21 protein-coding genes are annotated in these 25,492 nt (G+C 71.5%); 15 read left to right on the top strand and 6 right to left on the bottom strand.

Annotated features, from left to right (window positions below; genetic code table 11):
- Positions 1–14 precede the first annotated feature (14 nt).
- Positions 15–2,003: a hypothetical protein gene (locus OHA25_RS58035; RefSeq protein WP_327585308.1), complete on the top strand. Its 1,989-nt coding sequence runs from the start codon at positions 15–17 to the stop codon at positions 2,001–2,003.
- Here the strand turns inward: OHA25_RS58035 and OHA25_RS58030 are convergent.
- The gene (locus tag OHA25_RS58030) at positions 1,940–3,193 is read right to left on the bottom strand and encodes an acyltransferase family protein (protein WP_327585307.1); all 1,254 of its coding nucleotides are present in this window, start codon (positions 3,191–3,193) and stop codon (positions 1,940–1,942) included. The two genes, OHA25_RS58035 and OHA25_RS58030, sit on opposite strands and share 64 nt — an antisense overlap.
- Before the next feature lie 118 nt (positions 3,194–3,311).
- On the opposite strand from OHA25_RS58030, the gene OHA25_RS58025 reads away from it, so the two are divergent.
- The 5 genes from OHA25_RS58025 (at position 3,312) to OHA25_RS58005 (ending at position 8,357) form a co-directional block, all read left to right on the top strand.
- Positions 3,312–4,232: a DUF3068 domain-containing protein gene (locus OHA25_RS58025; protein WP_327585306.1), complete on the top strand. Its 921-nt coding sequence runs from the start codon at positions 3,312–3,314 to the stop codon at positions 4,230–4,232.
- On the top strand, positions 4,229–5,116 hold the full coding sequence (locus OHA25_RS58020) for a decaprenyl-phosphate phosphoribosyltransferase (protein WP_327585305.1): 888 nt from the start codon (positions 4,229–4,231) through the stop codon (positions 5,114–5,116). The genes OHA25_RS58025 and OHA25_RS58020 overlap by 4 nt, the downstream gene beginning before the upstream one ends.
- The gene (locus OHA25_RS58015; RefSeq protein WP_327585304.1) at positions 5,113–6,432 is read left to right on the top strand and encodes an FAD-binding oxidoreductase; all 1,320 of its coding nucleotides are present in this window, start codon (positions 5,113–5,115) and stop codon (positions 6,430–6,432) included. Before OHA25_RS58020 ends, OHA25_RS58015 begins: the two co-directional genes overlap by 4 nt.
- Positions 6,429–7,166, top strand: a complete 738-nt coding sequence (locus OHA25_RS58010; protein ID WP_327585303.1) for an SDR family NAD(P)-dependent oxidoreductase — start codon at positions 6,429–6,431, stop codon at positions 7,164–7,166. Before OHA25_RS58015 ends, OHA25_RS58010 begins: the two co-directional genes overlap by 4 nt.
- An 84-nt stretch (positions 7,167–7,250) precedes the next feature.
- Positions 7,251–8,357, top strand: coding sequence for an NAD(P)H-dependent flavin oxidoreductase (locus OHA25_RS58005; protein ID WP_327585302.1), 1,107 nt, complete (start codon positions 7,251–7,253; stop codon positions 8,355–8,357).
- A 41-nt stretch (positions 8,358–8,398) separates the two neighbouring features.
- Here the strand turns inward: OHA25_RS58005 and OHA25_RS58000 are convergent, their stop codons facing one another.
- Positions 8,399–9,208 carry a crotonase/enoyl-CoA hydratase family protein gene (locus OHA25_RS58000; RefSeq protein WP_327585301.1) on the bottom strand — a complete coding sequence of 270 codons (810 nt, stop codon included), beginning with the start codon at positions 9,206–9,208 and terminating at the stop codon, positions 8,399–8,401.
- A gap of 115 nt (positions 9,209–9,323) precedes the next feature.
- Here OHA25_RS58000 and OHA25_RS57995 point away from each other — a divergent pair, with 115 nt between their 5' ends.
- Genes OHA25_RS57995 through OHA25_RS57975 form a run of 5 tightly spaced genes read left to right on the top strand, consistent with a single transcriptional unit; the run spans position 9,324 to position 15,507 of the window.
- Positions 9,324–10,868, top strand: a complete 1,545-nt coding sequence (locus OHA25_RS57995; RefSeq protein ID WP_327585300.1) for an acyl-CoA synthetase — start codon at positions 9,324–9,326, stop codon at positions 10,866–10,868.
- Complete coding sequence (locus OHA25_RS57990) at positions 10,858–11,757, top strand: Zn-ribbon domain-containing OB-fold protein (protein ID WP_327585299.1); 900 nt, start codon at positions 10,858–10,860, stop codon at positions 11,755–11,757. The genes OHA25_RS57995 and OHA25_RS57990 overlap by 11 nt, the downstream gene beginning before the upstream one ends.
- The gene (locus OHA25_RS57985; RefSeq protein WP_327585298.1) at positions 11,754–12,773 is read left to right on the top strand and encodes a thiolase domain-containing protein; all 1,020 of its coding nucleotides are present in this window, start codon (positions 11,754–11,756) and stop codon (positions 12,771–12,773) included. The genes OHA25_RS57990 and OHA25_RS57985 overlap by 4 nt, the downstream gene beginning before the upstream one ends.
- On the top strand, positions 12,773–13,921 hold the full coding sequence (locus OHA25_RS57980; protein WP_327585297.1) for a thiolase domain-containing protein: 1,149 nt from the start codon (positions 12,773–12,775) through the stop codon (positions 13,919–13,921). The genes OHA25_RS57985 and OHA25_RS57980 overlap by 1 nt, the downstream gene beginning before the upstream one ends.
- On the top strand, positions 13,921–15,507 hold the full coding sequence (locus OHA25_RS57975; protein WP_327585296.1) for an acyl-CoA synthetase: 1,587 nt from the start codon (positions 13,921–13,923) through the stop codon (positions 15,505–15,507). The genes OHA25_RS57980 and OHA25_RS57975 overlap by 1 nt, the downstream gene beginning before the upstream one ends.
- Here OHA25_RS57975 and OHA25_RS57970 read toward each other — a convergent pair.
- From OHA25_RS57970 to OHA25_RS57960, 3 genes are all read right to left on the bottom strand, one after another.
- Entirely contained in the window at positions 15,497–21,235 is a 5,739-nt protein-coding gene (locus tag OHA25_RS57970) for a hypothetical protein (RefSeq protein ID WP_327585295.1), read from the bottom strand. The genes OHA25_RS57975 and OHA25_RS57970 overlap by 11 nt on opposite strands.
- A gap of 101 nt (positions 21,236–21,336) precedes the next feature.
- Positions 21,337–21,963, bottom strand: a complete 627-nt coding sequence (locus OHA25_RS57965; RefSeq protein WP_327585294.1) for a LysE family translocator — start codon at positions 21,961–21,963, stop codon at positions 21,337–21,339.
- A 21-nt stretch (positions 21,964–21,984) separates the two neighbouring features.
- Entirely contained in the window at positions 21,985–22,860 is an 876-nt protein-coding gene (locus tag OHA25_RS57960) for a LysR family transcriptional regulator (protein WP_327585293.1), read from the bottom strand.
- A gap of 116 nt (positions 22,861–22,976) precedes the next feature.
- Here OHA25_RS57960 and OHA25_RS57955 point away from each other — a divergent pair, with 116 nt between their 5' ends.
- Complete coding sequence (locus OHA25_RS57955) at positions 22,977–23,501, top strand: cysteine dioxygenase family protein (protein ID WP_327585292.1); 525 nt, start codon at positions 22,977–22,979, stop codon at positions 23,499–23,501.
- On the opposite strand, the gene OHA25_RS57950 is transcribed toward OHA25_RS57955, so the two are convergent.
- The gene (locus tag OHA25_RS57950) at positions 23,480–24,118 is read right to left on the bottom strand and encodes an alpha/beta fold hydrolase (protein WP_327585291.1); all 639 of its coding nucleotides are present in this window, start codon (positions 24,116–24,118) and stop codon (positions 23,480–23,482) included. The two genes, OHA25_RS57955 and OHA25_RS57950, sit on opposite strands and share 22 nt — an antisense overlap.
- 76 nt (positions 24,119–24,194) lie before the next feature.
- Between OHA25_RS57950 and OHA25_RS57945 the strand changes: the two genes are divergently transcribed.
- The 3 genes from OHA25_RS57945 to OHA25_RS57935 are packed head-to-tail and all read left to right on the top strand — an operon-like array spanning position 24,195 to position 25,456.
- Positions 24,195–24,701 (top strand): pyridoxamine 5'-phosphate oxidase family protein, encoded by a 507-nt coding sequence (locus tag OHA25_RS57945; protein ID WP_327585290.1) that lies wholly within the window; start codon positions 24,195–24,197, stop codon positions 24,699–24,701.
- Positions 24,702–24,722: 21 nt separating this feature from the next.
- Positions 24,723–25,271 (top strand): helix-turn-helix domain-containing protein, encoded by a 549-nt coding sequence (locus tag OHA25_RS57940; RefSeq protein ID WP_327591203.1) that lies wholly within the window; start codon positions 24,723–24,725, stop codon positions 25,269–25,271.
- A complete protein-coding gene (locus OHA25_RS57935; RefSeq protein WP_327585289.1) occupies positions 25,271–25,456 on the top strand; it encodes a hypothetical protein in 186 nt (61 codons plus the stop codon). Before OHA25_RS57940 ends, OHA25_RS57935 begins: the two co-directional genes overlap by 1 nt.
- Positions 25,457–25,492 lie beyond the last annotated feature (36 nt).

Raw genomic sequence — 25,492 nt, 5'->3', positions numbered from 1 at the left:
GGAAGGAAATGACGATGCCCGAGCACGTCAAACGCTCCGACACGGAAACGACGCAGACCGAGGACGTCGAGCGGTCTGAAGCGGGCACGACGCCGGCTGAGGAGGTCGAGCCCTCCGGCACGGAAGCGCCGCCGGCTGAGGACGTCGAGCGCTCCGAAACCGAAACGACGCCGCCTGACGACGCCGGACGCCCTGAGCCGGTGCAGATCACGTTGCCCGCGATCCGCACCGGGCCCGTCATGGGTGTCGGCCTGCTGCTCATCCTGGTCTCGCTGGTCTTCAAGGCCGGCGTACTCAGCAAGGCGTACTTCGTCGAGGACGACTTCCTCTTCGTGGCCGGCGCCAGTGACAGCGGGCTGACCTGGGAGTACCTGACCCGGGTGCACAAGGGCCACCTCATGCCCGGCGCGCTGGCCTTGGTGTGGGTGCTCACGTCGCTGGCACCGTACAACTGGGCGCTGGTCTCGTTCGTCACCCTCGCGCTCCAGGCGGCGGCCTCGATCGTGTTCCTCGTGTTGTTGCGGCGGCTGTTCGGGGACCGCGCGGTCGTGCTCGCCGCGTTGACCGTCTACGTCTTCGCCCCGCTCACCGTGCCCGCGATGAGCTGGTGGTCGGCCGCGCTCAACGCGGTGCCACTGCAACTCGCGCTGATCGCCGCGCTGGCCTCGCACATCAGATACGTCCGCGAGGGCAAGGGCCGCTGGCACGCCCTCATCTGGACCGCCGTCGGGATGGCCTTCTCCACAAAGGGAGTGTTCATCCCCTTCGTGGTGCTCGGGATCACCAGCGCCTACCTGGGCAAGGGGTTGTGGGCTCGCGCGCTGTTGACCGAGCTGCGCAGGCCCGTCTGGTGGGCGCACGGCCTGCTGCTGGCCGGGTACGGCGTGCTGTACTGGCTGCGCGGTGACAGCGCCGGCTCCGACGGGCTGACCGGCCCGAAGGCCGAGATCGTCCCCGGGCTGCTGCGCAGGCTGCTGGGGGAGACCTTCCCCACGGGCGCGGTCGGCGGCCCGCTGCGCTGGGGCGGGCTCACCGCCACCGGAGGGCTGGCCGACCCGGCCCAGGCCACCGTGATCGGCTCATGGGCCGTGATCGTGTTACTCGTCGTGGTCACGTGCGTGTACCGCAGGCGGGCGTGGCGGGCGTGGGCGATTCTGGCCGCCTACGTCGTCGTGGCCGACGCGGTGCCCACTGTGATCGCGCGGGCCACCGCGTGGGACCTGGTGGGCGCGGAGACCAGGTACGTCGCCGACGCCGCGGTGCTGGTCGCCCTGTGCCTGGCGCTGGCCTGGCAGCCGGTCGAGGGCGAGCCCGACGACACCCGCCGAAGGCCGGTTCCGGGCACGCTGTCGCTGGCCGCAGGCGGGCTGACCGTCGCCTTCGTGGCCGTGTCGCTGGTCTCGATCAACGCCTTCGGCGACACGCTCAGCGGGGACAAGGTCAGGAGCTACCTGGACAACGCGCGGGCCTCGCTGGCCACCGCGGCGCCGGACGCCGACATCTACGCGCGTCCCGTGCCGCCGGAGATCGTCCTGCCCTGGAACGGGCCGCGCCGCCTGACGTCCTACGTGCTCGCGCCGCTGGCCCACCCCGAGATCAGAGAGCGCATGCGCGAGCCGCAGCCGTCGGCCGATCCGTACGTCTTCGACGCCACGGGCAAGCTCGTCCTCGTGGGCCGGGTGGCGCCCTTCTTCGACGCGGTCAAGGGCCGGAAGTGTTTCCCGGCTGCCCGGGTCTTCCCCGTCGAGTCCTTGGGCGGTCCCGGCATGGTGGTGGCCATGGCGTACGTCAGTCCCCAGCCGGTGCAGGTCGTGGTGGACCTCGGCGGCACCCAGCGGGCGGCCACGCTGCCCGCGACCGGCGCCATGGGAGCGCTGTTCTACGTTCCGCACGACGGGGCGGGCAAGGGCATGCGGATCAGCGCGGGCGGCGGCCAGGGTCAGGCGTTCTGCCTGAGGGCGGTGGCCTTCGGCGAGCCGGGACCGGCCCCTCCGGCGCTCTGAGGGATGAAGCGGATCAGCCGCCTGGCGGGCTCCTCCACGTAGCGGTAGGTGAGCCCGGAGAGCGCGACCGTGATGGCGCCGACGGCGGTCAGGTTGAGTAGCAGGTTGCCGGACCACGGCTCTTGGCCGGTGAAGTCGTACCAGAGGTAGATGACCACGAACTGCCACAGGAAGACGCCGTAGGAGATCCGGCCGAGATAGCTCATGACCCGCCCGCCGAGCAGCGCGCGCACCGGCGTGGCGCGCTCCGGCTCCAGGGCCGCGGGCGCGACGAGACAGAAGGCGATGACCGTGTAAAGGGCCTGCTCGTAGAACGCGGTCCAGATGCCGCCCAGACCGACGAAGCGCGGCCCGGTCACCGGGGTGGCGGCGATCAGGTACGCCAGCCCCGCTATGAGCCACAACGTGCCCCACGAGGAGGCCAGGGCCGCGCACAGGCGGCGGATGCGGCCGTCATCCGCACGGGCCCAGACGGTCAGCACCGCCAGCGCCATGCCCGGCACGAAGAACGTCCACGAGCGCGGCAGCCACACGTTCATCCACGGCCGGTACTCGGGGAAATACTCGAAGATCGTGTACACGTAGGAGAGGGCGGCCAAGGCCACCAGCCCGATCAGCAGGCGCCTGGCCCTGGCGCCCATGTCCGGTCCCGCCCGCAGCGCGAACCCCCGCAGCGCGGCCGCTACCAGCGGGAGCGTGAGGTAGAACGTCAGCTCGACCGCCAGGCTCCACATCTGCCCGAGCCCCTTGGGCCCGAGGCCGAACCACCACGGGTTCGTGTCGTAGATGTGCACCAGGAACAACATGTTCCCCCACGTCCACGGATCCGACCGGTGGACCTCGCCCCACAGCAGCAGGGCCACGGCCACCACCAGCCAGTAGGCGGGGATGATGCGCAGGAAACGCCTCCACAGGTAGCGGCGCGTGCTGGGAGCCGGGTCTCCGATCAGGACCTCCGCGGCCCAAGCACGATAGAGCAGCAGGCCGGACAGCGTGAAGAAGATCGGCACGCCGATCTCGCCCCTGGACAACACGCCACCCAGGAAACCCGGTTCCAGCGCCGTGCCCGCCTCCATCGCCACGTGGAAGACCAGGACGGCGAACGCGGCCACCGCACGTATGCCATCGAGAGACGCCTGGTGTCCGGAGACCGCGGGCACCCCCGCCGATGTAGAACCTGTTTCGGTCACGTTTCCGCATCCCTGGTGACGTCGGTCACTCACCGCAATAACATACCGGCGAGTAGGAACTAGTTTCAGTTACTTAATCACCCAGACAGGCGTCCGTGCACCTGCACATGGAGGGTCGATGAACCGGGTCGTCGTAGGCAGCGTCCTCATCGCCGTCGGGGCATTCCTCATCGTTCTGGCTCCGCTGATGCGCCTCCAGGTGGCGCCCGCGCTCATGGCCGCCGCGGGCGACCACTACGGGATCACCAAGCTCCAGGCGACCGGCGCACAGTACTTCAGCGTCCCCGACGGTAAGGTGCTCACCGCCGACCTCGACATCATCGTCACCACCCGTGGTGACGTGAAGGAGGCGTCCGGTGACCGGGTCGTGTGGGACGAGTTCACCGCCGTGAACGACGTCACCAACGGCAAGCCCGGCATCAACTTCACCGAGCGGCGCAGCGCTTTCGACAAGCGCTCGGGCGTCGGGCTCAACTGCTGCGGCGTCAGCATCGACAAGGCTCCGGTGCAGTTGCAGGGCCAGATCTACAAGTTCCCGTTCGACGTGGAGAAGAAGGCCTACCTGGTCTTCAACTCCAGCGCGGGCAAGGCGTTCGAGGCCAAGTTCGTCGGCGAGGAGCAGGTCAACGGCCTGAACACCTACAAGTTCGAGCAGGTCGTCCCCGAGACCCAGACGGAGACCCTGAACGTGCCCGCCGCCTTGTTCGGCATGGGCGAGTCCGGTGACGTGCAGCTCAACCGCGTCTACTCCGGCACGGTCACCTACTGGATCGAGCCCACCACCGGCGCCCCCGTCCGTCAGGAGCAGCAGCGCAACGAGGTGCTCAAGAGCCAGGACGGCGTCGAGCGCTCCAAGGCCTTCGTGGCCACGGCCAAGATGACCGACGAGACCGTCAACGAGCTCGTCACCAGCGCACGCGAGGGCAAGAGCCAGATCACCCTGATCAGGACCACGTTGCCGATTGTGCTCGCGGTGGTCGGTATCGTGCTGTTCGTGGGAGGCGTTTTCCTGACCGTGCGCGGCCGCAGGACCTCATGAGCCAAGGCGTGGTGTCGCGGCCCCGCACGGCCGCGCCCGCGCTCGCGTTACTCAGAGCGGCCAGGCCGCGCCAGTGGGTGAAGAACGTGCTGGTCCTGGCCGCGCCCACGGCCGCCGGGGTGCTGGGTGAGCCGGGCAGCCTGCTCGCGACGTTATTGGTCTTCGTCGCGTTCTGCCTGGCGGCGAGCGGCGCCTACCTGCTCAACGACGCCGCCGACGTGGAAGCCGACCGGCTGCACCCGCGTAAGCGGCACCGGCCGATCGCGGCGGGTGAGGTGTCCGTGCGGACGGCCCGGGTGACCGGCGTCGCCCTGCTGATCCTGGCGCCCGCGGTGGCCGCGCTCACCGGGAGCTGGCAGTCGCCGGCCGTGGTCGCCGGCTACGTGGCGCTGACGCTGTCGTACACGGTGTGGCTCAAGCACCAGGAGGTCGTGGACCTGATCGCGGTCGCCGGGTGCCACGTGATCAGGGCCTACGCCGGGGCCGTGGCGGTGGACGTGCCGGTGACCGGATGGTTCCTGGTGGTCATCTCGCTGGCGGCCCTGCAACTGGTGGTGGGCAAGCGCGAGGCGGAGCTGCGGACCCAGGGCGTGACGGGGACCCGCGCGACGCTGGCCGCCTACTCTCCCGCCTACCTGGCCCAGGTCCGGATCATGTGCTCGGGCGCGATGATCGTGACGTACTGCCTGTGGGCGCTCAACGCGCACGCGGACCTCTTCTACGGGCTCAGCATCATCCCGTTCCTCCTGCTCGTGCTCCGGCATAATCTGCTGGTGGACCGGGGGAGGGGCGAGGAGCCCGAGGAGCTGGCGGCCCGCGACCGGCCGACCCTGCTGTTCGCCGCCGGGCTGATCGTGCTGGTGGCCTTGGGGATCTACACATGACGACGTTCCTGACCGGCTGGGGGGGCACGGCGCCCACGCCGGCCACGCTCGCGCGGCCCCGCTCCGTCGAGCACCTGAGCGAGCTGGTGGCCTCAGCGCCACGGCGGGGCGCGGTGGCGCGCGGCCTGGGCAGGTCGTACGGCGACGCCGCACAGAACGCCGGCGGCCTCGTCCTCGACTGCACCGGCCTGGACACGTGGACCTTTGACGAGGCGGCCGGCCTGGTGACCGCCTCCGGCGGGGTCAGCCTGCACGACCTGATGACGGCGCTCGTCCCCCGGGGCTGGTTCGTCCCGGTCAGCCCGGGCACCCGGCACGTCACCGTCGGCGGCGCCATAGCGGCCGACGTGCACGGCAAGAACCACCACCGCGACTCCTCCTTCGGCGCGCACGTCCGCTCGCTCACCCTGGTGACCGCCGGCGGGACGGTCCGCACGCTGCGCCCCGGTGATCCGCTCTTCTGGGCCACCGTCGGCGGCATGGGGCTGACCGGGGTGATCGCCGAGGCCACGTTCGCCTGCGTGCCCGTCGAGACCTCCCTCATGCGGGTGGACGTGCAGCGGACCGGCGACCTGGACGAGACGCTGGCGACCATGGCGGCCACCGACGACCGCTACCGCTACACGGTGGCCTGGATCGACCTGCTCGCCCGCGGCCGTGCGATGGGGCGCAGCGTGCTCACCAGGGGCGATCACCTGCCACGTGCTGAAGGGAAGGAGCCGCCGGCCTTCGCGCCGGGCGCGCTGCTGCGGGCTCCTGCATGGGTGCCAGGCGGGCTGCTCAACAGGCTGAGTGTGCGCGCGTTCAACGAGGTCTGGTATCGCAAGGCGCCGCGGCGCCGGACCATCGTGCAGGGCATCGCGCCGTTCTTCCACCCGCTCGACTTCGTCGAGGACTGGAACCGCGTCTACGGCTCGCGAGGCTTCGTCCAGTACCAGTTCGTGGTGCCCTTCGGCGCTGAGGACACCCTGCGCGACATCGTCGGGTCGTTGTCGGCGCACGGCACCGTGTCGTTCCTCACCGTGCTCAAGAGGTTCGGGCCGGAGTCGGGCGGGCTGCTGTCGTTCCCCATGCCCGGCTGGACTCTGGCCCTGGACATCCCCGTCGGGCAGCGCGGCCTCGCTGGCCTGCTCCGCGGCTTCGACCGGCAGGTCGCCGAGGTCGGCGGACGGGTCTACCTGGCCAAGGACTCGCGGCTGCGCGCTGACATGATGGCGGCGATGTATCCCGGGCTGGAGCAGTGGCGGCGGATCAGGGACGAGGCCGATCCCGCCGGGCTGTTCCGCTCCGACCTGGCCAGGAGGCTCCGGCTGTGAAGAACGCTCTCGGCGCCGTCGACACCGTGCTGCTGCTCGGCGGGCGCAGCGAGATCGGCCTGGAGATCGTCCGGCTGCTGGTGGCCCAGGGCGCGAGCCGGGTGGTGCTGGCCGTGCGCGGCGAGTTCGTCCCGCCCGCGCTGGGCGCGGAGGTCCACGTCCTGCCGTTCGACGCGCTGGACGTCTACGGGCACGGCGCCGTCTTCGACAAGGCGGTGGAGCTGGTCGGCGATCTCGACGTGGTGATCTCGGGGTTCGGCGTGCTGGGGAGCCAGGCGGACTACGACGCCGACCCGGCGGCCGCAGCCCGGGACGTGGCGGTCAACTATGGCGCCCACGTGTCGGTGGGGCTGCACGCGGCCGGGGTGCTGCGCGAGCAGGGACACGGCACGCTGGTGATGTTGTCGTCCGTGGCGGGCGCGCGGGTCCGCAAGGCCAACTTCGTGTACGGCTCGGCCAAGGCCGGGCTCGACGGGTTCGCTCAAGGACTGGGCGACGCCCTGCACGGGTCGGGCGCCCGAGTGCTGATCGTGCGGCCGGGCTTCGTGATCGGCCGGATGACGAAAGGGCTCACCCCTGCCCCGCTGTCCTCCACGCCCCGGCAGGTGGCCGCGGCCACGGTGCGGGCGCTGCGCGAGGGCACGTCCTCCGTCTGGGTGCCGCGCGCGCTCGGGCCGGTCTTCGGGGTGCTGCGGCTGCTGCCCCGCGCCCTGTGGCGCAGGATGCCGCGTTAGAACCCGTTCCATCAGAGTGACCGACCAAAGGTTCTAGAGTAGAACGCGTTGCAGTTTGGTGGGTGCGCGACTTATCGTCGGCTCATGCGGACACGTGTCACGGACATGTTCGGAATCGAGCTCCCGATCTTCGCCTTCAGTCACTGCAGGGATGTGGTGGCCGCCGTCAGCCGCGCGGGCGGTATGGGGGTGCTCGGGGCTCTCTACTTCACGCCTGAAGAGCTCGAGATGGAGCTCAAATGGATCGACGACCACGTGGACGGCAAGCCGTACGGCGTGGACGTCGTCATGCCCGCGTCCTACGAGGGCGCCGAGTTCGCGCCCGAGGAGCTGGTGGGCCGCCTGCAGTCGATGATTCCCGACGGGCACCGCTCGTTCGTCGAGAACCTCCTGGCCAAGCACGGCGTGCCGCCCCTGTCCTCGGACGCCGACGCCGGCAAGGTCCTGCTGGGCTGGACGGACGCCACCGCCCGCCCGCAGGTCGAGGTGGCCCTGCGCCACCCGATCGCGCTCCTGGCCAACGCGCTTGGCCCGCCTCCCGCCGACGTCGTGGACCTGGCCCACGCGCACGGGGTGAAGGTCGCCGCCCTCGCCTCCACGCCCCGCCACGCGCTCAAGCAGGTCGAGGTCGGGGTGGACGTGGTGGTCGCCCAGGGCACGGAGGCCGGCGGCCACACCGGTGAGATCTCCACGATGGTCCTGATCCCTCAGGTGGTGGACGCCGTGGACGTCCCCGTCCTGGCCGCCGGTGGCATCGGCAACGGCCGCCAGATGGCGGCGGGGATGGCGCTGGGCGCGGAGGGCGTCTGGACGGGCTCGTTGTGGCTCACCGTCGAGGAGGCCGACACCCCGGAGATGGCCAAGCGCCGCATCCTGGAGGCCACCTCCCGGGACACCGTCCGCTCGCGCAGCTGGACCGGCAAGCCGGCGCGGCTGCTCAAGAACGAGTGGACGGAGGCGTGGGAGTCGGAGGAGTCGCCGGGCACGCTGCCGATGCCGCTGCAGTTCATGCTGGTCTCGGACGCGCTGCGGCGCATCGGCCGCTCGGACGCCAGCGAGCTGGCGACCTTCCCCGCCGGGCAGATCATCGGGGTGATGAACCAGGTCCGCTCCACGAAGGACGTGGTGTTCGGGCTGGTGGAGGAGTACGGCGAGGCTCTCGACCGGCTCTCGCGCATCACTGAGGACTGAGCGCGACGGTCTCCGGCCGAAGCCGGGGACCGTCGCCGGCCTCAACGGCCCTCGTAGCGCGGCGCGCGCTTCTCGCGGAAAGCGCGCGTGCCCTCCTTGGCGTCCTCGGAGCCGATGACCGGCCAGCCGAGGTCGTCGGAGACCTTCAGGGCCTCCGGCTCGGAAAGCCCCAGCGTGTCCCGGTACGTGCGCAGGATCGCCTGGACCGCCAGCGGGCCGGAGGCGGCCACGTCGTCGGCCAGCTCGCGGGCCGCCGCCAGCGCCTGGCCGTCCGGGACCACGCGGTTGACCAGCCCCATCGACAGGGCCTCGGCCGCCGTGACCGCGCGGCCGGTCAGCAGCAGGTCCATGGCGTGGCAGTACGGGATCTGCCGGGGCAGCCGGACGGCGCTGCCGCCCATGGGGAACAGCGCGCGCTTGGCCTCGAACAACCCCAGCGTGGCCGACTCCGCCACCACCCGCAGATCCGTGCCCACCAGCAGCTCGGTCCCGCCGGCCACCGCGTAGCCCTCCACCGCGCTGATGATCGGCTTGGTGGGCAGGTCTTCCCGCAGCAGGCCCTTCCAGTGGAAGTTGGGGATCTGCGCGGCCCTGGCCTGGACCTCGGGGTCCGCCGACGGCTGTCCCATGGCCTTGAGGTCGGCGCCCGCGCAGAACGTGCCCTCCGCGCCCGTCAGGATCGCCGCCCTGATCCCGGGCTCCGCCGACGCGTACGCCCACGCCGAGGCCAAGCCGATCAGCATGTCCGAGGAGAGCGCGTTGCGGGCCTCCGGCCGGTTCATGGTGACGATGAGAACGTGGCCGTCGCGCTCCACTCGGCAGTGGGGGGTGCTGATCAGCAGAAGCTCCACGGATGCCTCCGAAGTCTCTAATCAAGCGCTTGCTACGCACTTCGGCCCCAGGATACGCTCCCACCAGCGAACGAGAACAGGTTCCTGTTTTTGCCGGCGCTGCGAGGGAGTGCATATGGGCACGCTCGGTTTCTGGAGGCTCGCGCAGGCGGATCCCGAGTGGATCGCGGCCGTGGATCCCGACGGCACGGAGCACCGCGCGGGCGAGCTCCTGGCCCGATCGAACCGCCTCGTCCACGGCCTGCGCGACCTCGGGCTCAAGCCCGGCGACGGCATCTGCGGCCTGGTGCCCAACGGCGCCGACGGCCTGGTGCTCTACCTGGCCGCGATGCAGGCCGGCTGGTACTACACGCCGGTCAACTGGCACCTCACCGGCTCGGAGATCGCCTACATCGTCTCCGACAGCGAGGCCAAGGCGTTCTTCGTCCATCCCCGCTTCGCCGCGACCGGGGCCGAGGGCGCGCGGGCCATCGAGCCGGATCGCCGCTTCCTCCTCGGAGAAGGGCCGGGATTCCGGGCGGCGAGTGAGCTGACCGACGGACGGCCCGACAGCACGCCTGCCGATCGCACCGCCGGCGCCACCATGCACTACACGTCGGGCACCACCGGCAAGCCCAAGGGCGTCAAACGCCCGCTGAGCGGCCTGGATCCGGACGACTCCGCTGAGCTCATGACGTTCTTGCTCGGCTTGTTCGGCATCACGCCGGGCCGGCCCAACGCCCACCTGGTCACCTCGCCCTGCTACCACACCGCCGTGACCCAGTTCGGCGGCACGGCCCTGCACATGGGGCACACGCTGGTCTACATGGACAAGTGGGACGCCGAGGAGCTGCTGCGACTCTGCGAGCGGCATCGCGTCACCAACTCCCATCTGGTGCCGACGCATTTCAAGCGGCTGCTCGCGCTGCCCGAGCCGACCCGCAAGCAGTACGACCTGTCCTCGCTCACGTGGATGATCCACGCGGCCGCCCCCTGTCCGATCCCCGTGAAATGGGCGATGTTGGACTGGTGGGGAGACTGCGTCTACGAGTACTACGCGGCCACCGAGGGCGGCGGCACCCTGGCCACGCCCGGGGACTGGAAGACGCATCCGGGCACGGTCGGCAAGGCCTGGCCCATCAGCGAGCTGCTCATCGTGGACGAGCAGGGCGAGCCGGTGCCCACCGGCGCCACGGGCACGATCTACATGAAGATGATGGGCGCCTCGTTCGAGTACAAAGGCGACCCCGCCAAGACGGCCGCGAACCGGCTCAAGGACTTCTTCACCGTCGGCGACATCGGATACCTGGACGAGGACGGTTTCCTCTACCTCTGCGACCGCAAGGCCGACATGATCATCTCTGGCGGCGCGAACATCTACCCGGCCGAGATCGAGAACGAGCTCATGATCCACTCGAAGGTGGCGGACGTGGCCGTGTTCGGCATCCCCGACGAGGAGTGGGGCGAGCAGATCAAGGCCGTGGTCGAGCCGGCGGCGGGTGTCGAGCCGGGCCCGGAGCTGGCCGCGGAGCTCCTGGCCTCGCTGGAGGGCCGGCTGGCCCGGATGAAGTGGCCCAAGAGCGTCGACTTCATCGCCGAGATGCCCCGCGAGCCGAACGGCAAGCTGCTCAAACGCAAACTCCGCGCCCCTTACTGGGAGGGACACGACCGTGCCATCTGATCCGCTGGTCGCTCAGCACGTCCTGGAGTTCCCCGGCGGTTACACCCGTTCGACCGGGCCGGTGGTCGGCCGGTTCCTGAGCGAGTTGCGCGCCCGCCGCATCGTAGGGACGCGGACGGCGGAGGGCCGGGTGCTGGTGCCGCCCCTCGAGTACGACCCCGCCACCGGCGAGCCGGTCACCGGCGAGTACGTCGAGGTCGGCCCGGCCGGCACGGTCACCACGTGGTCGTGGGTGCACGAGCCCCTCGACGGTCATCCGCTGGACCGGCCCTTCGCCTGGGCGCTGATCAAGCTCGACGGCGCCGACACGGCGCTGGTGCACGCGGTGTGTCCCGAGCACATCAAGGCGATGAAGACCGGGATGCGGGTCTGGCCCGTGTGGCGCGACCAGCCCACCGGGCACATCACCGACATCGCGCACTTCGTCCCCGAGGTCACGCAGATCGTCTCCCAGGTGCGTGCCGAGTACCGCCTCCAGGCAGGCGGCGCGCTCCGCGTCTTCCTCGAGGGCATCGAGCGGGGTGTCTTCCTCGGCGGTCGCTGCGACCACTGCGCCAAGGTGTACGTCCCCTACCGCGCGGCCTGCCCGGAATGCGGCAACGCCATCCCCGACACGCTCGAGCTTCCCGACACCGGCACGATCACCACGTTCGCCATCAACAACCTGCCCGACCCGCGGGCCCCTGAAGTGCCCTTCGTGTCGGCGTACATCCTGCTCGACGGGGCCGACATCCCCATCATCGCCCTGACCGGCGACGTGCCCGCGCACGAGGTGCGCCAGGGCATGCGGGTCAAGGCCGTGTGGGTGCCCGAGAGCGAGCGCACGGCGTCCATGGCGAACATCCGCTGGTTCGCCCCCACCGGCGAGCCCGACGTGGAGTTGTCATGAGAGAGGTCGCGATCGTCGCGTTCGCCCAGACGCGGCACACCCCCCACGACACCGGCCTGACCGAGCCCGAGCTGATCCTGCCCGTGATCAAGGAGGTCAAGCGGCGCACCGGGCTGGAGCGGTTCGGCTTCACCTGCTCGGGCAGCTGCGACTATCTCGCGGGCGCGCCGTTCTCGTTCGTGTCCGCGCTCGACGCGCTGGGCGCCTGGCCGCCCATCTCGGAGAGCCACGTGGAGATGGACGGAGCCTGGGCGCTGTACGAGGCATGGGTGCGCCTCCAGCACGGCGACGTCGACTCGGCCCTGGTCTACGGGTTCGGCAAGTCGTCGCTCGGTGACCTGCGCACGATCATGACGCTCCAGCTCGACCCCTACTACCTGGCTCCGCTGGGCCTCGACCAGCTCTCCTACGCCGCACTCCAGGCCGCCGCGGTCGACGCGGACCGGAAGGAACTGGACGAGATCGTGCGCCGCAGCCGGGCCGACGGCCGCGCCAACCCGTACGCGCTGGACCTGCCCGAGCCGGAGGACGAGGACTTCGCCGTCCAGCCGCTGAAACAGACGGACGTGCCGCCGATCACGGACGGCGCGGCCGCGATCGTGCTCGCGACCGGCGACCTGGCCCGTGAGCTGTCCGCCAGTCCGGCCTACATCAGGGGCATCGCGCATCGGATCGAGCCTCACTACCTGGGCCTGCGCGACCTGGCCCGGTCGGCCTCCGCGGCCGACGCCGCGCGTGCTGCGGGGGTGGGCAAGGGGCCCGTCGAGGTGGCCGAGCTGCACGCCCAGTTCCCGCACGAGGAGATCATCCTGCGCGAGGCGCTGGAGCTGACCGGCGACACGGTGATCAACCCGTCGGGCGGGCCGCTGGCCGCGAACCCCGTCATGGCCACCGGGCTCATCCGGATCGGCGAGGCGGCGCAACGCATCCTCGACGGCCATGCCCACCGCACCGTCGCCCACGCCGCCGGTGGGCCGTGCCTGCAGCACAATCTCGTCACCGTACTGGAGGCCTGATGGGTAACCGTTGCGCGGTCATCGGCGTCGGGCAGACGCACTACACGACCAGGCGCAGGGACGTGTCGATCGCCGGGCTGGTGCGCGAGGCGGCGCTGCGGGCGCTGGAGGATGCCGGGCTGACGTTCAAGGACATCGACGCCGTGGTCATCGGCAAGGCGCCGGACCTGTTCGAGGGTGTCATGATGCCGGAGGCGTACCTGGCCGACGCGCTCGGCGCGGCAGGCAAGCCGATGATGCGGGTGCACACCGCGGGCAGCGTCGGCGGCTCCACCGCGCTGGTCGGCGCCAGCCTCGTCCAGGGCGGCGTGCACGACCGGGTGCTGGTCGTGGCGTTCGAGAAGCAGTCGGAGTCCAACGCCACCTGGGCCCTGTCCACGCACCTGCCGTTCAGCTCGTCGCTGGTGGTGGGCGCGGGCGGCTACTTCGCGCCGCACATCCGCGAGTACATGCGCAGATCCGGCGCCCCCGATCACATCGGCACGCTGGTGGCGGTCAAGGACCGGATCAACGCGCTCAAGAACCCGTACGCGCACCTCAAGATCCCCGGCATCGACCAGAAGATGGTCGAATCCACGCCCATGCTCTGGGAGCCGATCCGCTACCTGGAGACCTGCCCGTCCAGCGACGGCGCCTGCGCCATGGTCCTGTCGTCGGAGTCCGCGGTCACCGGCACCCCGGCCTGGGTGCACGGCACCGCCATGCGCTCCGAGCCGATCTTCCGGGCGAGCCGTGACACGGTCAACCCGCAGGCGGGCAAGGACTGCGCCGCCGACGTCTACCGCCAGGCCGGCATCGCCGACCCGAGGCGGCAGATCGACGTGGCCGAGACGTACGTGCCGTTCTCCTGGTACGAGCCGATGTGGCTGGAGAACCTGGGGTTCGCGGCGGAAGGGGAGGGATGGAAGCTCACCGAGTCGGGCGCGACCGCGCTCGACGGTGACATTCCGTGGAACGCCTCGGGCGGGGTGCTGTCCAGCAACCCGATCGGGGCCTCGGGGCTGATCAGGTTCGCCGAGGCCGCGCTGCAGGTGCGCGGGATGGCCGGCGAACACCAGGTGGACGGCGCCCGCACGGCGCTCGGTCACGCCTATGGCGGGGGAGCCCAGTTCTTCGCGATGTGGATCGTCGGACGGGAGAAACTCTGATGGAGTTCAACCACGCGGACCTGTACGAGGGGTTAGCGGACGCGATCGGGGACCGGACCGCCGTCATCTGCGGCGATGATCGCCGCACCTACGCAGAGCTGGACACCGAGGCCAACCGGCTCGCCCACTACCTCATGGATCTGGGCATCCAGCCGGGCCAGCACGTCGGCATCCAGCTCTACAACGGCATCCCGTACATCGCCGGCATGCTGGCCGCGCTGAAGATCCGGGCGGTGCCGATCAACGTCAACTTCCGGTACGTCGAGGCCGAGCTGCTCTACCTGTACCGGGACTCCGACATCCGGGCGCTGATCTACGACGTCGAGTTCGACGCGCGCGTGGCCGCCGTCGCCGGCGAGGCGCCGCTGCTGCAGCACCTGATCTCGGTGGGCGGCGAGTCGGCGATCGGCGCCGCGGTGCCGTACGAGACCGCGCTGGAGCAGGGCAAGCCCGAGCGGGGCTTCCCGCCGCGCTCCGGGCAGGACGTGTACATCATCTACACCGGCGGCACCACCGGCATGCCGAAGGGCGCGATGTGGCACGTCGAGGACCTGTTCATGGGCTTCGGCGGCGGCAACCCGTACGGCGAGCCGCGCGCTACCCCGCAGGAGGTGATCGACGCCGCGGTCGCGTCAGGTCCCTTGCTGATGTTCCCCGTTGCGCCGCTGATGCACGGCGCCGCGCAGATGGCCACGTTCATCACGTGGTGGATGGGCGGGAGCGTCGCGTACATCCGCAAGTTCGACGGCGCCGAGGTGTGGCGGACGGTCGAGCGTGAGCGCGTGAACACCATCAACATCACCGGCGACGCCATGGCCAGGCCCATGGCCGAGGCGCTGGCGCAGGGCTCCTACGACGTCTCGTCGCTGATCGTGATCAGCTCGACCGGCGCCATCCTGTCCGGCGCGGTCCGCGACCGGCTGCAGGAGCTGCTCCCGAACGTCATGATCCTGGACAACTTCGGCTCGACCGAGTCCGGCTACACGGCGTCGGGCACGGCCGGGTCGTCGCCGGAGACCGGCCTGCGCTACCAGCCGAACTCCGTGGTCAACCTGGCCGTCCTCGACGAGAAGGGCCGGCCTGTCGAGCCCGGGTCCGGGCAGCTCGGGACGGTGGCGCGGTCGGGGCGGGTCGCGTTCGGCTACTACAACGACCCGGACAAGACCGCCCGCACGTTCGTCACCGACGAGCAGGGCGCGCGCTGGTTGCTGACCGGAGACCTGGCGACCGTCGACACCGACGGGACCGTGAACGTCTTCGGCCGGGGCTCGCAGTGCATCAACACCGGCGGTGAGAAGGTGTTCCCCGAAGAGGTCGAAGCCGTGCTCAAGGGGCATTCCGCGGTGTTCGACGCGGTGGTGACCGGGGTACCGGACGAGCGCTGGGGGAACAAGGTGGCGGCCGTGATCGAGCCGCGGCCCGGTGTCGAGGTCACGGCCGAGGAACTGGACGCGCACTGCAGGAAGCTGCTGTCCGGGTACAAGGTGCCGCGAACGTACGCGTTCGTCGAGACGATGGTGCGCTCGCCGGCCGGCAAGGCCGATTACCGGTGGGCGCGGGAGACGGTGCAGGCCATCACGTCCTGAGGGCGCGCAGGTCGTCCTCGACCTGCCGCGCCTCCTCGCCCTTGCCGGCCTTCTCCAGGAGCGTCAGTCTGCTGCGCAGCACGTCGCGCAGCAGGTCCGCCAGGCCCTCGTCGCGCTCGCCGGCGAGCAGCTCACACAGCAGCCCCGCCGCGACCCGGAGCGCGGCGTCGGCCGCGTCGTCCCTGCCCAGCTCCTGCTGGCACAGGCCGAGCCGGGCGTGCGCGACGGCCCTGGAGAGCACGTCGCGCGTCACCTGCGTGCCCCGGTGGAAGACCAGACCGGCCTCCAGCGGACGACCCGCCTCCATGAGTGCGTCGCCCAGCATGAGCATCCCCCTGGCCAGCAGCCCGGACAGCGGAGGGTTGCCCGGCGCGTACCTCTCCAGCGCCGCCACCGCCTCGCGGAGCGGCCGCACCGCGTCCGCGGCGAGGTCGCGCATCCGCAGGGCGGCGGCCAGTGTGAGGCTGGCTCCTGCCCGGCTGGTATGGAGGGCCTCGGCGTTCATGCCCGTGGTCATCAGGTCGTCGTAGATCGCGATGGCCTCGCGGGCCCTGGCCTCGGCCTCGGTGCCGCCGTCCAGCTGCAGCAGCGGCAGCAGCTCCGAGCTCTGGGCCAGGGAGTCGGCCAGGATCGCCCGGTACGTGAGATCGTCCGGCGACCGTCTGGCTAGGGGGATCAGCTGCTCCACGAGGGCGTTGGCCTCGGTCAGCTCGCCCAGCATCATGTGACACCTGGCCAGCCGCTGGAGGGCGAGCGCGTGCTTGACCGTGCCCGGCTCGTGTCCGGTCGTGGCGGTCCTGGCGTACTCGGCGGCTTCCTCCGCGCGGCCGCCGGCCAGCAGATCGTCGGCGATCATCGCGGCGACCTCGGCGGTGGCCGATCGGTGCGACAGCCGCGTGTAGATCTGCAGCGCCTCCACCAGGTGCGCCAGCGCCTCGTGCGTCCGCCCCGAGGCCCGCAGTACCCTCCCACGCACCACGATGGCCTGGGCGCGCACGTGCGGCAGCTCCTGCCCACGCTCGGACGCCCGTTCCAGCTCGGCCAGCGACCACGTGACCGCCTCCAGCGCGGCGTGCGGTCGGTCCAGGGCGGCCAGGCTGTCGCCCAGCTGGGCGTAGACGGCGGCGGCGACGGCCGGGTCGTCCAGCTCGTCGCACAGGTCCGCGGCCCGTTCGCAGTGGGCCAGGGCCTCCACAGGGCGGCCGCGCTCGAGCAGCTCGGCCGCGTACCGGGCGAGGGTGGAGGCCAGCTCCCTGCCGTGCTCCGCGTCGTCGAGCAGCGCGATCGCCTGCTCGGCGGCGGCCAGATCGGTACGGTCGAGCCTGGCGAGGGCGGCGAGCGCCAGTCCCAGCCGGCCGCGGTGTGCGCTGGAGAAGGCGGTCAGGGCCCGGTGCACGCGGACGGCCAGCCTGGCGGCCTGAACGGCGCTCTCGGTGTCGTTCGCCTGCGCGGCGGCGGTGCTGAGGCGGGACAAGCAGCGGGCGTGCCTGTCGTGCAGGTCGGCGTCGGCGCTCAGCGGCACCTCGCGTTCGAGCGCCTCGGTGAAGGTCGTGAGCGGCGGCAGCAGCACGGCCAGATCCGCGCCGTCCGGCAGATCGCTCAGGTACGCGGTGAGCTCGTCGATCAGGGTCCTGAGCACGCCGGCCTCCGGGAGCGGGCGCGTCTGCAGGATCCGGGCGTACATGACGATCCCGGCGGCCGGGCCTTCCTCGCGGGCCCGCAGCCTGGCCAGGCGTACCAGGGCCGACAGGTGCACCTCCGCCAGATCGGCGGGCGGGGGACCGTGCTCGGCCATCAAGGCGGTGCCCTCGGCCAGCTTGCTCCTGGCGGCGTCCTCGTCGTGCAGCTCGGCCAGGCACAGGCCGCTCAGCTCCAGGCAGGCGGCGCTCACCAGCCGATCGCCGCTCGACGGCTCCTGCGCGAGGACGTCGAGAGCCCGGGTCGCCGACTTGAGCGCGCCGCCCATGTCCTGCCGGGTGAAGCGGATGCCGCCCTGGAGGAGCAGCGCCCCGGCGAGGGCCACGGGGGATTCGATGCCTTCGGACACGAGCGCGGCGTACAGCCTGACCAGCCGATCCGCCGCCGCCTCCGCGTCCGCCGCGCAGGCGGCGTGGGACAGCGCGACGGCCTCCAGGATGAGCAGCTCGGCCAGCTCCTTCCCCGACGCCGGGCTCGCCCCGGCCTGCCCGTGGGACTCGATGGCGGTAAGCAGGTGGGGTACGGCCTCCTTGTGCCGCCCGAGGCCCACGAGCGTGCGCCCGAGTGCCGCCGCCACCTGGCCGACCGCCATCGCGTGCGGCCGATCCTGTCCCGCGTGCCGCTGGAGCAGCTCGGCCGCCCGCATCGCCAGCGCGAGCCCGTCCGCCGCCCGGCCCGCGTCCGACCAGGCGCGGGCCAGCATGGCTTGGGCGGACAGGTACGCGTGGATCTCCTCGAGCTTCGGCTCGCCGGCGCCTTCGATGGACTCGCGGCGCTCGGTCACCAGCTGCTCAGCGCGTGCCACGGCCTCGTCGGGCCGGGAGGTGACCAGCGCCAGCATCCAGTGCCGCGCGCCGCCCGGCGCCGGGACCGTTCGCGTGCGGCCCAGCCGGGCTCGTATCTCGGCGAGATGGCGCCGGTAGGCGTCGTCGTCCGCGCTCAGGACGTCGTACAGCTCGGCTGCGATCTCGAGCTGCGCCAGGGCGTCCGCGGAGCGTCCCAGCTCGTCCAGGCACAGGCCGAGCAGCCGCCTGGCCCTGGCCTGCGGGTGCCGCCCGTCCGCCACGCCCATGGCCTCGTGCAGCGGGTCGAGCGCCTCCTCGGGGCGGTCATCCAGCAGCAGGAGCTCGCCCAGGTCGAGCAGCTGCCCGGCCAGCGCGGGGCGATGTTCGCCGGGATCGAGCACGACGAGCGCACGCAGGTTGCGCGTGGCCTCGGCGGCGGCCCGCGCGGCGGCGTCCAGGTCGTCCAGAGCGCCGTGCAGCTGGGACAGCAGGCCGGCCGCTGTGGCCAGCAGGAACCGCAGCCCGGGCTCCTCAGCCGCCAGGCCGCGCAGCCGCGCCACCGCCTCGGCCGCAGGGACGAGGGCATCGGTGGTCCTGCCGCGGTCGTGGAGCCAGGCCGCGAGCAGGTGGAGGCGGTGGGCCAGGTCGCGGTCCGTGGGAGCGACGGTCCTGACGGCCGTCGTGGCGGCGATGGTGAGACAGGCGGCCAGCTCCGCAAGCGCGGCGGTGGGTGGCCCGTCCTCCAGACCCTCGAACGGCGCCAGCGGCGCGGCGGTGATGAGCTCCTCGAACGGGGGCAGCGGCTCGGCGGCGGACAGGACGCCTGCCACGTTCGCCGCGACCTCGGGATCGCCGCCTGCCGCCGAGAACGCCTGGACGGCCTCGTCCGTCCGCCCGACTCCCAGCAGCGCACACGCCAGGTTGTAGTGCGCCCGCGCGGCCCGCCCCGCATACCGGGGCTCGTGCTCCTCTTCGGCGAGGATGCGGAACCTCGCCGCCGCCTCCTGGACGGGCTTGAGCGCACTGCCGGGCTCGCCCGCGAGCAACAGGCAAGCGCCCAGGTTGTCCAGAGCCTCCGCCTGCGCGCCCGCCGCCTCGTACGGGGGAGCGGCGGCGAAGATGTCGACGGCCTCGGCGGCCGCGACGACCGCCTCACCCACCCGGCCCGCGGCCGCCAGCCGCTCCGACAACACCGACAGCGCACCGGCCAGCGCGATGGGCCTGCTCTCCGCCCGCAGGTGCCGCACGGCCAGCTCACCGATCGTCACGTGGAGGGCCCGCAGCCCCAGCCGCACGTCCCGCCGTACCGGGAGCCCGGCAGCGCGAGCTCCTGCGCGCGCGATCTCCCGATCGCCGGTGAACAACCCCAGCGCCGCATGGAGCGCGTCTCCCAGCCGCGTCCCCGACGCCGCCGCGGCCTCCGCCACCATGCTGTCGATCCTGGCCGCCACCAGCCCCCGCAGCGCCGACCTGACCTGCCCCGAGCCCGCCGACAGCCGGAGGGCGTCGAGCATGCGCACGAGGTGCCGCGCCGTACGGCCCTCGTGATCGTGCAGGGCGAGCACGAGCCGGTCCAGGTCCTGCGTCTCGGCCAGAAGCCGCTCGGCCAGCACATCCGGCCCCAGCGGCCGGCCGTCGTCGAAGATCCGGCCGAGCCACTGCATCGCGGCGCCGATGTGGAGACCCGGCACGGCCGTCAGCAGGCCGGGCAGCTCGGCGGGGGCCGGGGCGGTCAGCGTGACCACCGCTACGGCGTGCCGCGCTGGCAGGTCGTTCACCCGCTCACCCGGCCACACGTGCGCCCACTGCTCGAATTCGCGCTCCAAGAGCCGGTCCACCAGCCCGCCCGCCTCGACGTTGCCGTGAGCTCCGTCCCGCAGACGCGTCAGGGCGGCCAGGTGGACATGGAGCGGCAGACCGAAGTCGGGGTCGTCGAGAGGAGGCGGCCAGGGAAGGGCCGCCCTGCTGGGCGCGAACGCCTTCATGGCCGCGTGCGCGTGCTCGGTCCGTTCGTCCAGGGTGAGCGGACGGGCGTTGAGCTGGACGGTCGCGGTGTTGAGCCGCCGCAGCCAGCCTCCCGCGGCCGTGTCGAGCCGCCGCCACCATTCGGGCTCGCCCGGCTCACGGACCAGCAGCAGGATCCGTACGGGTGGGTTGTGCTCGTGCTTGGCCAGCCGCCGCACCAGCTCTCCGACCAGCGGCGAGGACGGCTCGGGGTGGTCGACCACCAGCAGGGTCGGGCGCAGCACGTCCAACGTCACGGCCCGGGCCGCCGCCTCACCGGAAAGGGCGGCGCAGACGGAGCCCAGCGGCAGGAACCCGGCGTCCCACCCCGCGCGCTCGAGCACCTCGCACAGCTCGCCCGCCAACCTGGTCCGCCCCGTGCCGGGGCGCCCGCTCAGCACGGCGATCGACAGCGCCCCAGGCTCGTCGGCCCACTCCCGTAACCGGGCCAGCTCCTCCGCCCTGCCCAGGAACGGCACCACCGCGTGCCGCGGCATCAGCAGTCTCCAGTCCGGGCAGTCCGGCGGCAGGTCCTCGCGGGCGGGCGAGAGCAGATCGGGCAGGAGCACCGACGGGTCGCCCTCGGCCACGGTTTCGAGCCGCCCGGGCGGCACGTTCGCCAGCTCGCGGAAGCGTTCGTCACTCAGCAACGCGGTCACCGGGATGACGTCGAGGCGCCGCTGGGCGTACCCGTCGCGGCCGGTGACGATCACGCCGATGACCTGCCCGGCCGGCTCGGCCAGCAGGGCGGCGCCCGACATGCCCTCCCAGAGGGCGATCGGCAGGGAATCCAGCACACCGGCCGCCAGCGCCTTCGACACCGCGCCCGCAGGCGGGTCCACCAGACCCGACAATGTTTGCGCGGCCCCCTCCCCGTCCCTGGGAAAGCCCCTGGCCACGCAGCGCAGCCTGTACGGTCCCTGACCGACCCGGGCCCAGCGCACGTGGTCGATGCCCGGCACCCCACGCCAGGGTGTTTCGTCGGACGAGGCGCCGGTCACCCGCAGCAGCGCGGCCCCGGTGCCGCCGCGCCCCCGCCAGACCTCCTCGGCGCGGACCCACCGCGGCGACCACGCCGCGCGCACCCGGCACGGCGCCTCGGGATCGACGAGGTCGCCGGAGGTGAGCACGAGATCGGCGCCGATGGCATAGCCCGAACCGGTCACGCCGACGAGGTCATCGTGACCGGAATAAACCTCGACGGCCCGCTCGAGCCCGAGGCGGTGCGGTGGCGTGTCCATGGGGTCCGCCTATAGGCCTACTTGGTACGTCCGGACGTGCCGTCCCCTCGATCAGCGTTTGATCTCACTATCGCACTAAGGGCCAGAAATTTCCTGGCTTGTCACGCCTTCTCGGTGGTGAGCCAGGCCGCCAGCCCGAGGTACACGAGCCCGCTGCCCACATCGAGCCGCCGGCGTGCGCGGGCCGAGCGGCGTACCCTATCGGCGAGCGCCGAGGCGAGCATCGCGTACGTGCCGTCGGAGGCCATGCCGAGCACGATCCACAGCAGCCCGAGCAGCAGCATCTGCGGCCCGACCGGGCCGGCGTCCGGCTTGACGAACTGCGGCAGGAACGCCAGGAAGAAGATCGCCGTCTTGGGGTTGAGCACGTTCACCACGAACCCCTCCCAGAACAGCCGCTGCTTCGACTGCACCCGCAGCTCGATCGCCTGCTCACCCTCGGACCGCCGCACCAGCTTGCGTACGCCGAGCCAGACCAGGTAGGCGACGCCGACGTACTTGACCACGGTGAACGCCGTGGCGGAGGCGGCCAGCAGCGCGCTGATGCCCAGCGCCGCCGCGGCCACGTGCACGACCGAGCCCGCGTGCACGCCCAGCACGGAGATCATGCCTGCCGCGCGGCCTTGGGAGACGCTCCGGGTGACGATGTACAGGACCGCCGGCCCGGGCACCACGAGCAGGCCGAGCGTGACCACACTGAAGAGGGCGAGTGTCGAAATATCCGGCATGAAGCCATCGTAGGAGCGGCGTCAAAGCCTTTCTTTCAGCGCCTCCCGCAGGGCCTCCAGCAGCGCACCGGTGGCCGGTGGGTGGGGCGGGTCGCCGTAGACGGCGGCGTACACGTGCCTGGTCGAGCCCGGCACCTCCGCCACCTCCACGTCGGGATGCCGGTGGGCGCGCAACGCCAGTCCCGGCAGCATCGTCAGCCCGAGCCCCGCCGCCACCAGCGCCTGCACGGCCACGATGTCGTCGCTGGTGAACGAGATCCGCGGCTCGAACCCCGCCTTCTCGCAGATGTCCAGCAGGTGGCTGCGGCACCGGTCGCAGCCCGCGATCCAGGACGCCTCGGCGTGCCCGGCCAGCTCTCCGTCCGTGGGCGCGCGGGACACCAGGTAGCTGGGGTCGTCGAGGAGATGGATCATGGTGATGCCGCTGTCCTCGGGCGCGGTGTCGTCGTACCTGAACACCACCGCCACGTCCACCCGCCCCGCCCGCAGCAGCCTGAGCGCCTCCGGGGGCTCGGTCTCGGTGAGGTGCAGGCGCAGGCCGGGATGCGCCTCGCCCAGCACCGTCGCCGCCTTCGGGACGAAGGTGCCGAGCGCGGAGGGGAAGGCGGCCAGCCGCACGCGGCCGGCCCGCATCCCCACGTGTGCGGCCAGCTCCTCGGCGGTGGCGTCGAGCCGGCCGATGATCTCCGCGGCCCGCTCGGCGAGCAGCCTGCCCGCGTCCGTGAGCCTGATGCCGCGGCCCGCTCGCTGGATGAGCCGGGCGCCGGTCTCGGCCTCCAGCCGGGCGAGGTGGTGGCTGACGGACGGCTGCGAGTAGTGCAGCTCCTTGGCGGCCGCGGTCAGCGAGCCCTTGCGGGCGACCGCGAGGAGGACACGGAGACGGACGACATCCAGCATTCATCAATCATATCTATGGCTCGCCCATAAGACTTCTGTTGGACCTATCGGTCGCGGCGTAGGACCGTAGAAGGGGAAGGATGATTATCCTCATTCCCTAGGGGGACACCATGAATATGCCCACCATCACTCTGGCCAGACCGGGCCTCGAGCCGCTCGTGACCGGCATCTCTGACATCGTGGCCCGGCGGCTCGGTCCCCGCCGCACCGCGTACACCGTCTCCGACCTGCTCCGCGACCGCCTGCCCCGCCTCGACATCCTCACGCCGCAGGAGCGCGAAGGCTCGCCCGACGGGTACGTCTCCCGCCCGCTCCACGCCCAGGAGGACTTCTCCATCGTGTCGGTGGTGTGGCGCCCCGGCCAGGAGACGGTGATCCACGACCACGTGGCGTGGTGCACGTTCGGCATCATCAGCGGCATCGAGCACGAGACCCTCTACCGGGACATGGGCGACCATCTGCTGGAGATCGGCCGCGCCGACAACCGGCCTGGGGAGGTCAGCGGGTTCGCCCCGCCCGGGGACATCCACAAGGTCCGCAACACCAGCGGTGAGGTGGGAGTGTCCATCCACGTGTACGGGGCCGACGTGAGCCGGCTCGGCAGCAGCGTCCGCCGCGTCTACGACCTGCCGATCAGGTAATCGGCCAGCGCCTTGGGACGCGCCAGCATGGGGGCGTGCCCGCCGTCGATCTCGTCCGGCGTGATGCCGAGCCGGTCGCGGACGACACCGCGCATGAATTCAGGCGTGAAGAACCGATCGTCGCGGCACAACAGGAACCTGGTGGGCACGTCCGGCCACGCCTCCAGCGGCCACGGCTCCCCGTACGCCATGCCCACGTGTTCGCGCTCTCTCCTGACCGCTTCCTCCGCCAGCTCCCGGGGCACGTCGTGCAGGAACAACCCGATCGGGTCGCTGATGTCCTTGTGTCCGAATCCGGTGTTGCCCCACCAGTCGCTCGGCGGTTCGCCCGGCACCGGGATCATGGCCGTGACCAGTACCAGGAGGTCGGCGGCCAGGCGGGCGCAGACGAGCGGGCCGACGAACCCGCCCCACGAATGTGCCACCACGACCAGGTCTCGCCGCTCCCCGACAGCGTCCACCACGGCGTCGGCATAGTCCCACAGCCCGGCGGACTCGTCCTCGATCGGCAGGTCCACCGCCACGACCTCGTGTCCCCGGCCGCGTAGCTCCTCCGCCACCAGATGCCATTCCCAGGCGGACCCGCCGCCACCGTGAATCAGCGCGAACGTCGCCATCGCTTCACCTTCCGCCGATGAGTTCCTGAGCTCCGGTAGGTCCATCCAAACGTAGGAGCCCGGCTTAGGAGATGCCATGGAACCGACCACGAAACTGGATGCCCGTTTCAGCGACCCGAACGCCACCGCGACCTCCTGGGTTCAGGCCCGCGACCAGCTGGAACGTGCGGAAACGTACTGGCTGACCACCGTGCGCGCCGACGGCCGCCCGCACGTCACCACGCTGCTGGCCGTCTGGCAGGACGACGCGATCTACTTCTGCACCGGCGCCGAGGAGCAGAAGGCCAGAAACCTGGAGTCCAACCGCAACTGCGCGCTCACGACCGGCGCGAGCGCCCTGCACGAAGGGCTCGACCTGGTGGTCGAGGGCGCCGCCGAGCGCGTCACCGACCCGGGCAAGCTCAAGGTCCTCGCCACCGCCTGGGAGGCGAAGTACGGCAGCGCGTGGCACTTCGACGTGGGGGACGGCGTGTTCACCCACCCGCAGGGCGGGGAAGCGCTGGTGTTCGAAGTGCGGCCGGCCAAGGTGCTGGGCTTCCGCAAGGGCGAATACAGCCAGACCAGCTGGCGCTTCCCGAGATAGAAAAGAAAAGTTGCGCACCCGCTGCGCATGAAGCTTTACCGCGCCCTCAATGTGGCGGGCACGGCGACGGCCTCGCAACTCGCCGACCAAGTGGACGAGGCTGTCTCCCTGATCAGCTACCACCTGCGCAAGCTGGCCGCCCACGGCCTCATCGAGGAGGCGCAGGCGGGCAGCGGGGACGCCCGGGAGCGGTGGTGGCGGCCGGCCGCCGCCGGCCTCTCCACCAGGGACGAGGACTTCCGCGACGCCCCGGAGCGAGCCGCCGCCCATTCCGCCGTGAGTCGTATGCATGCCCGCCAGCAGCACGAGCTGTACGAGAGCTATCTCGACACCCAGCCGACGTGGGACGACGCCTGGCGCAACGCGGCGTTCAGCGCCGAATACCTGATGTTGCTCACGCCCGACGAGCTGAGCCGCCTCGGCGAAGAGCTCAACGAACTGGCCGCGAAGTGGCGGGCGCACGGCGTGGCGGCTCGCGAGGCAGGCGACACGGAAGGCCGCGAGAACGTCGCCGTCCACCTGTACGGCTTCCCGTTCCGATCGTGGAGCCCCGGCGGTAAGGAGAGCTGATGGATCCCGACCTTTTCCTGTACATCGAGAGAGCGCGGGCCCGCGAGCTTCGCGCCGAGGCCGCGCACCACCGCCTGGCGGCTCCCGCCTCCGAGCCGGTGATGCGTACCTTACGCACCCGCCTGGGCTGGGCCCTGGTGGAAACGGGCCTCCGCCTGGTCCACCGCCGCGCCGCGCATTACTGATCCAGCTGAAGTTGGTGCCGCATCAAACTGAGCCGG

It is taken from the genome of Nonomuraea sp. NBC_00507, from assembly GCF_036013525.1.
Taxonomy (GTDB): Bacteria; Actinomycetota; Actinomycetes; order Streptosporangiales; family Streptosporangiaceae; genus Nonomuraea.
This window is presented reverse-complemented; position numbering and strand designations above follow the sequence as displayed.

What these genes read in the sequence shown, in the direction of transcription:
- OHA25_RS58005 (WP_327585302.1), top strand. Translation starts at nt 7,251, where the DNA reads ATGCGGACACGTGTCACGGACATGTTCGGAATCGAGCTCCCGATCTTC.
- OHA25_RS57955 (WP_327585292.1), top strand. Translation starts at nt 22,977, where the DNA reads ATGCCCACCATCACTCTGGCCAGACCGGGCCTCGAGCCGCTCGTGACC.
- OHA25_RS58020 (WP_327585305.1), top strand. Translation starts at nt 4,229, where the DNA reads ATGAGCCAAGGCGTGGTGTCGCGGCCCCGCACGGCCGCGCCCGCGCTC.
- OHA25_RS57965 (WP_327585294.1), bottom strand. Translation starts at nt 21,963, where the DNA reads ATGCCGGATATTTCGACACTCGCCCTCTTCAGTGTGGTCACGCTCGGC.
- OHA25_RS58025 (WP_327585306.1), top strand. Translation starts at nt 3,312, where the DNA reads ATGAACCGGGTCGTCGTAGGCAGCGTCCTCATCGCCGTCGGGGCATTC.
- OHA25_RS57985 (WP_327585298.1), top strand. Translation starts at nt 11,754, where the DNA reads ATGAGAGAGGTCGCGATCGTCGCGTTCGCCCAGACGCGGCACACCCCC.
- OHA25_RS57945 (WP_327585290.1), top strand. Translation starts at nt 24,195, where the DNA reads ATGGAACCGACCACGAAACTGGATGCCCGTTTCAGCGACCCGAACGCC.
- OHA25_RS58015 (WP_327585304.1), top strand. Translation starts at nt 5,113, where the DNA reads ATGACGACGTTCCTGACCGGCTGGGGGGGCACGGCGCCCACGCCGGCC.
- OHA25_RS57975 (WP_327585296.1), top strand. Translation starts at nt 13,921, where the DNA reads ATGGAGTTCAACCACGCGGACCTGTACGAGGGGTTAGCGGACGCGATC.
- OHA25_RS57950 (WP_327585291.1), bottom strand. Translation starts at nt 24,118, where the DNA reads ATGGCGACGTTCGCGCTGATTCACGGTGGCGGCGGGTCCGCCTGGGAA.
- OHA25_RS57935 (WP_327585289.1), top strand. Translation starts at nt 25,271, where the DNA reads ATGGATCCCGACCTTTTCCTGTACATCGAGAGAGCGCGGGCCCGCGAG.
- OHA25_RS58035 (WP_327585308.1), top strand. Translation starts at nt 15, where the DNA reads ATGCCCGAGCACGTCAAACGCTCCGACACGGAAACGACGCAGACCGAG.
- OHA25_RS57980 (WP_327585297.1), top strand. Translation starts at nt 12,773, where the DNA reads ATGGGTAACCGTTGCGCGGTCATCGGCGTCGGGCAGACGCACTACACG.
- OHA25_RS57960 (WP_327585293.1), bottom strand. Translation starts at nt 22,860, where the DNA reads ATGCTGGATGTCGTCCGTCTCCGTGTCCTCCTCGCGGTCGCCCGCAAG.
- OHA25_RS57970 (WP_327585295.1), bottom strand. Translation starts at nt 21,235, where the DNA reads ATGGACACGCCACCGCACCGCCTCGGGCTCGAGCGGGCCGTCGAGGTT.
- OHA25_RS57995 (WP_327585300.1), top strand. Translation starts at nt 9,324, where the DNA reads ATGGGCACGCTCGGTTTCTGGAGGCTCGCGCAGGCGGATCCCGAGTGG.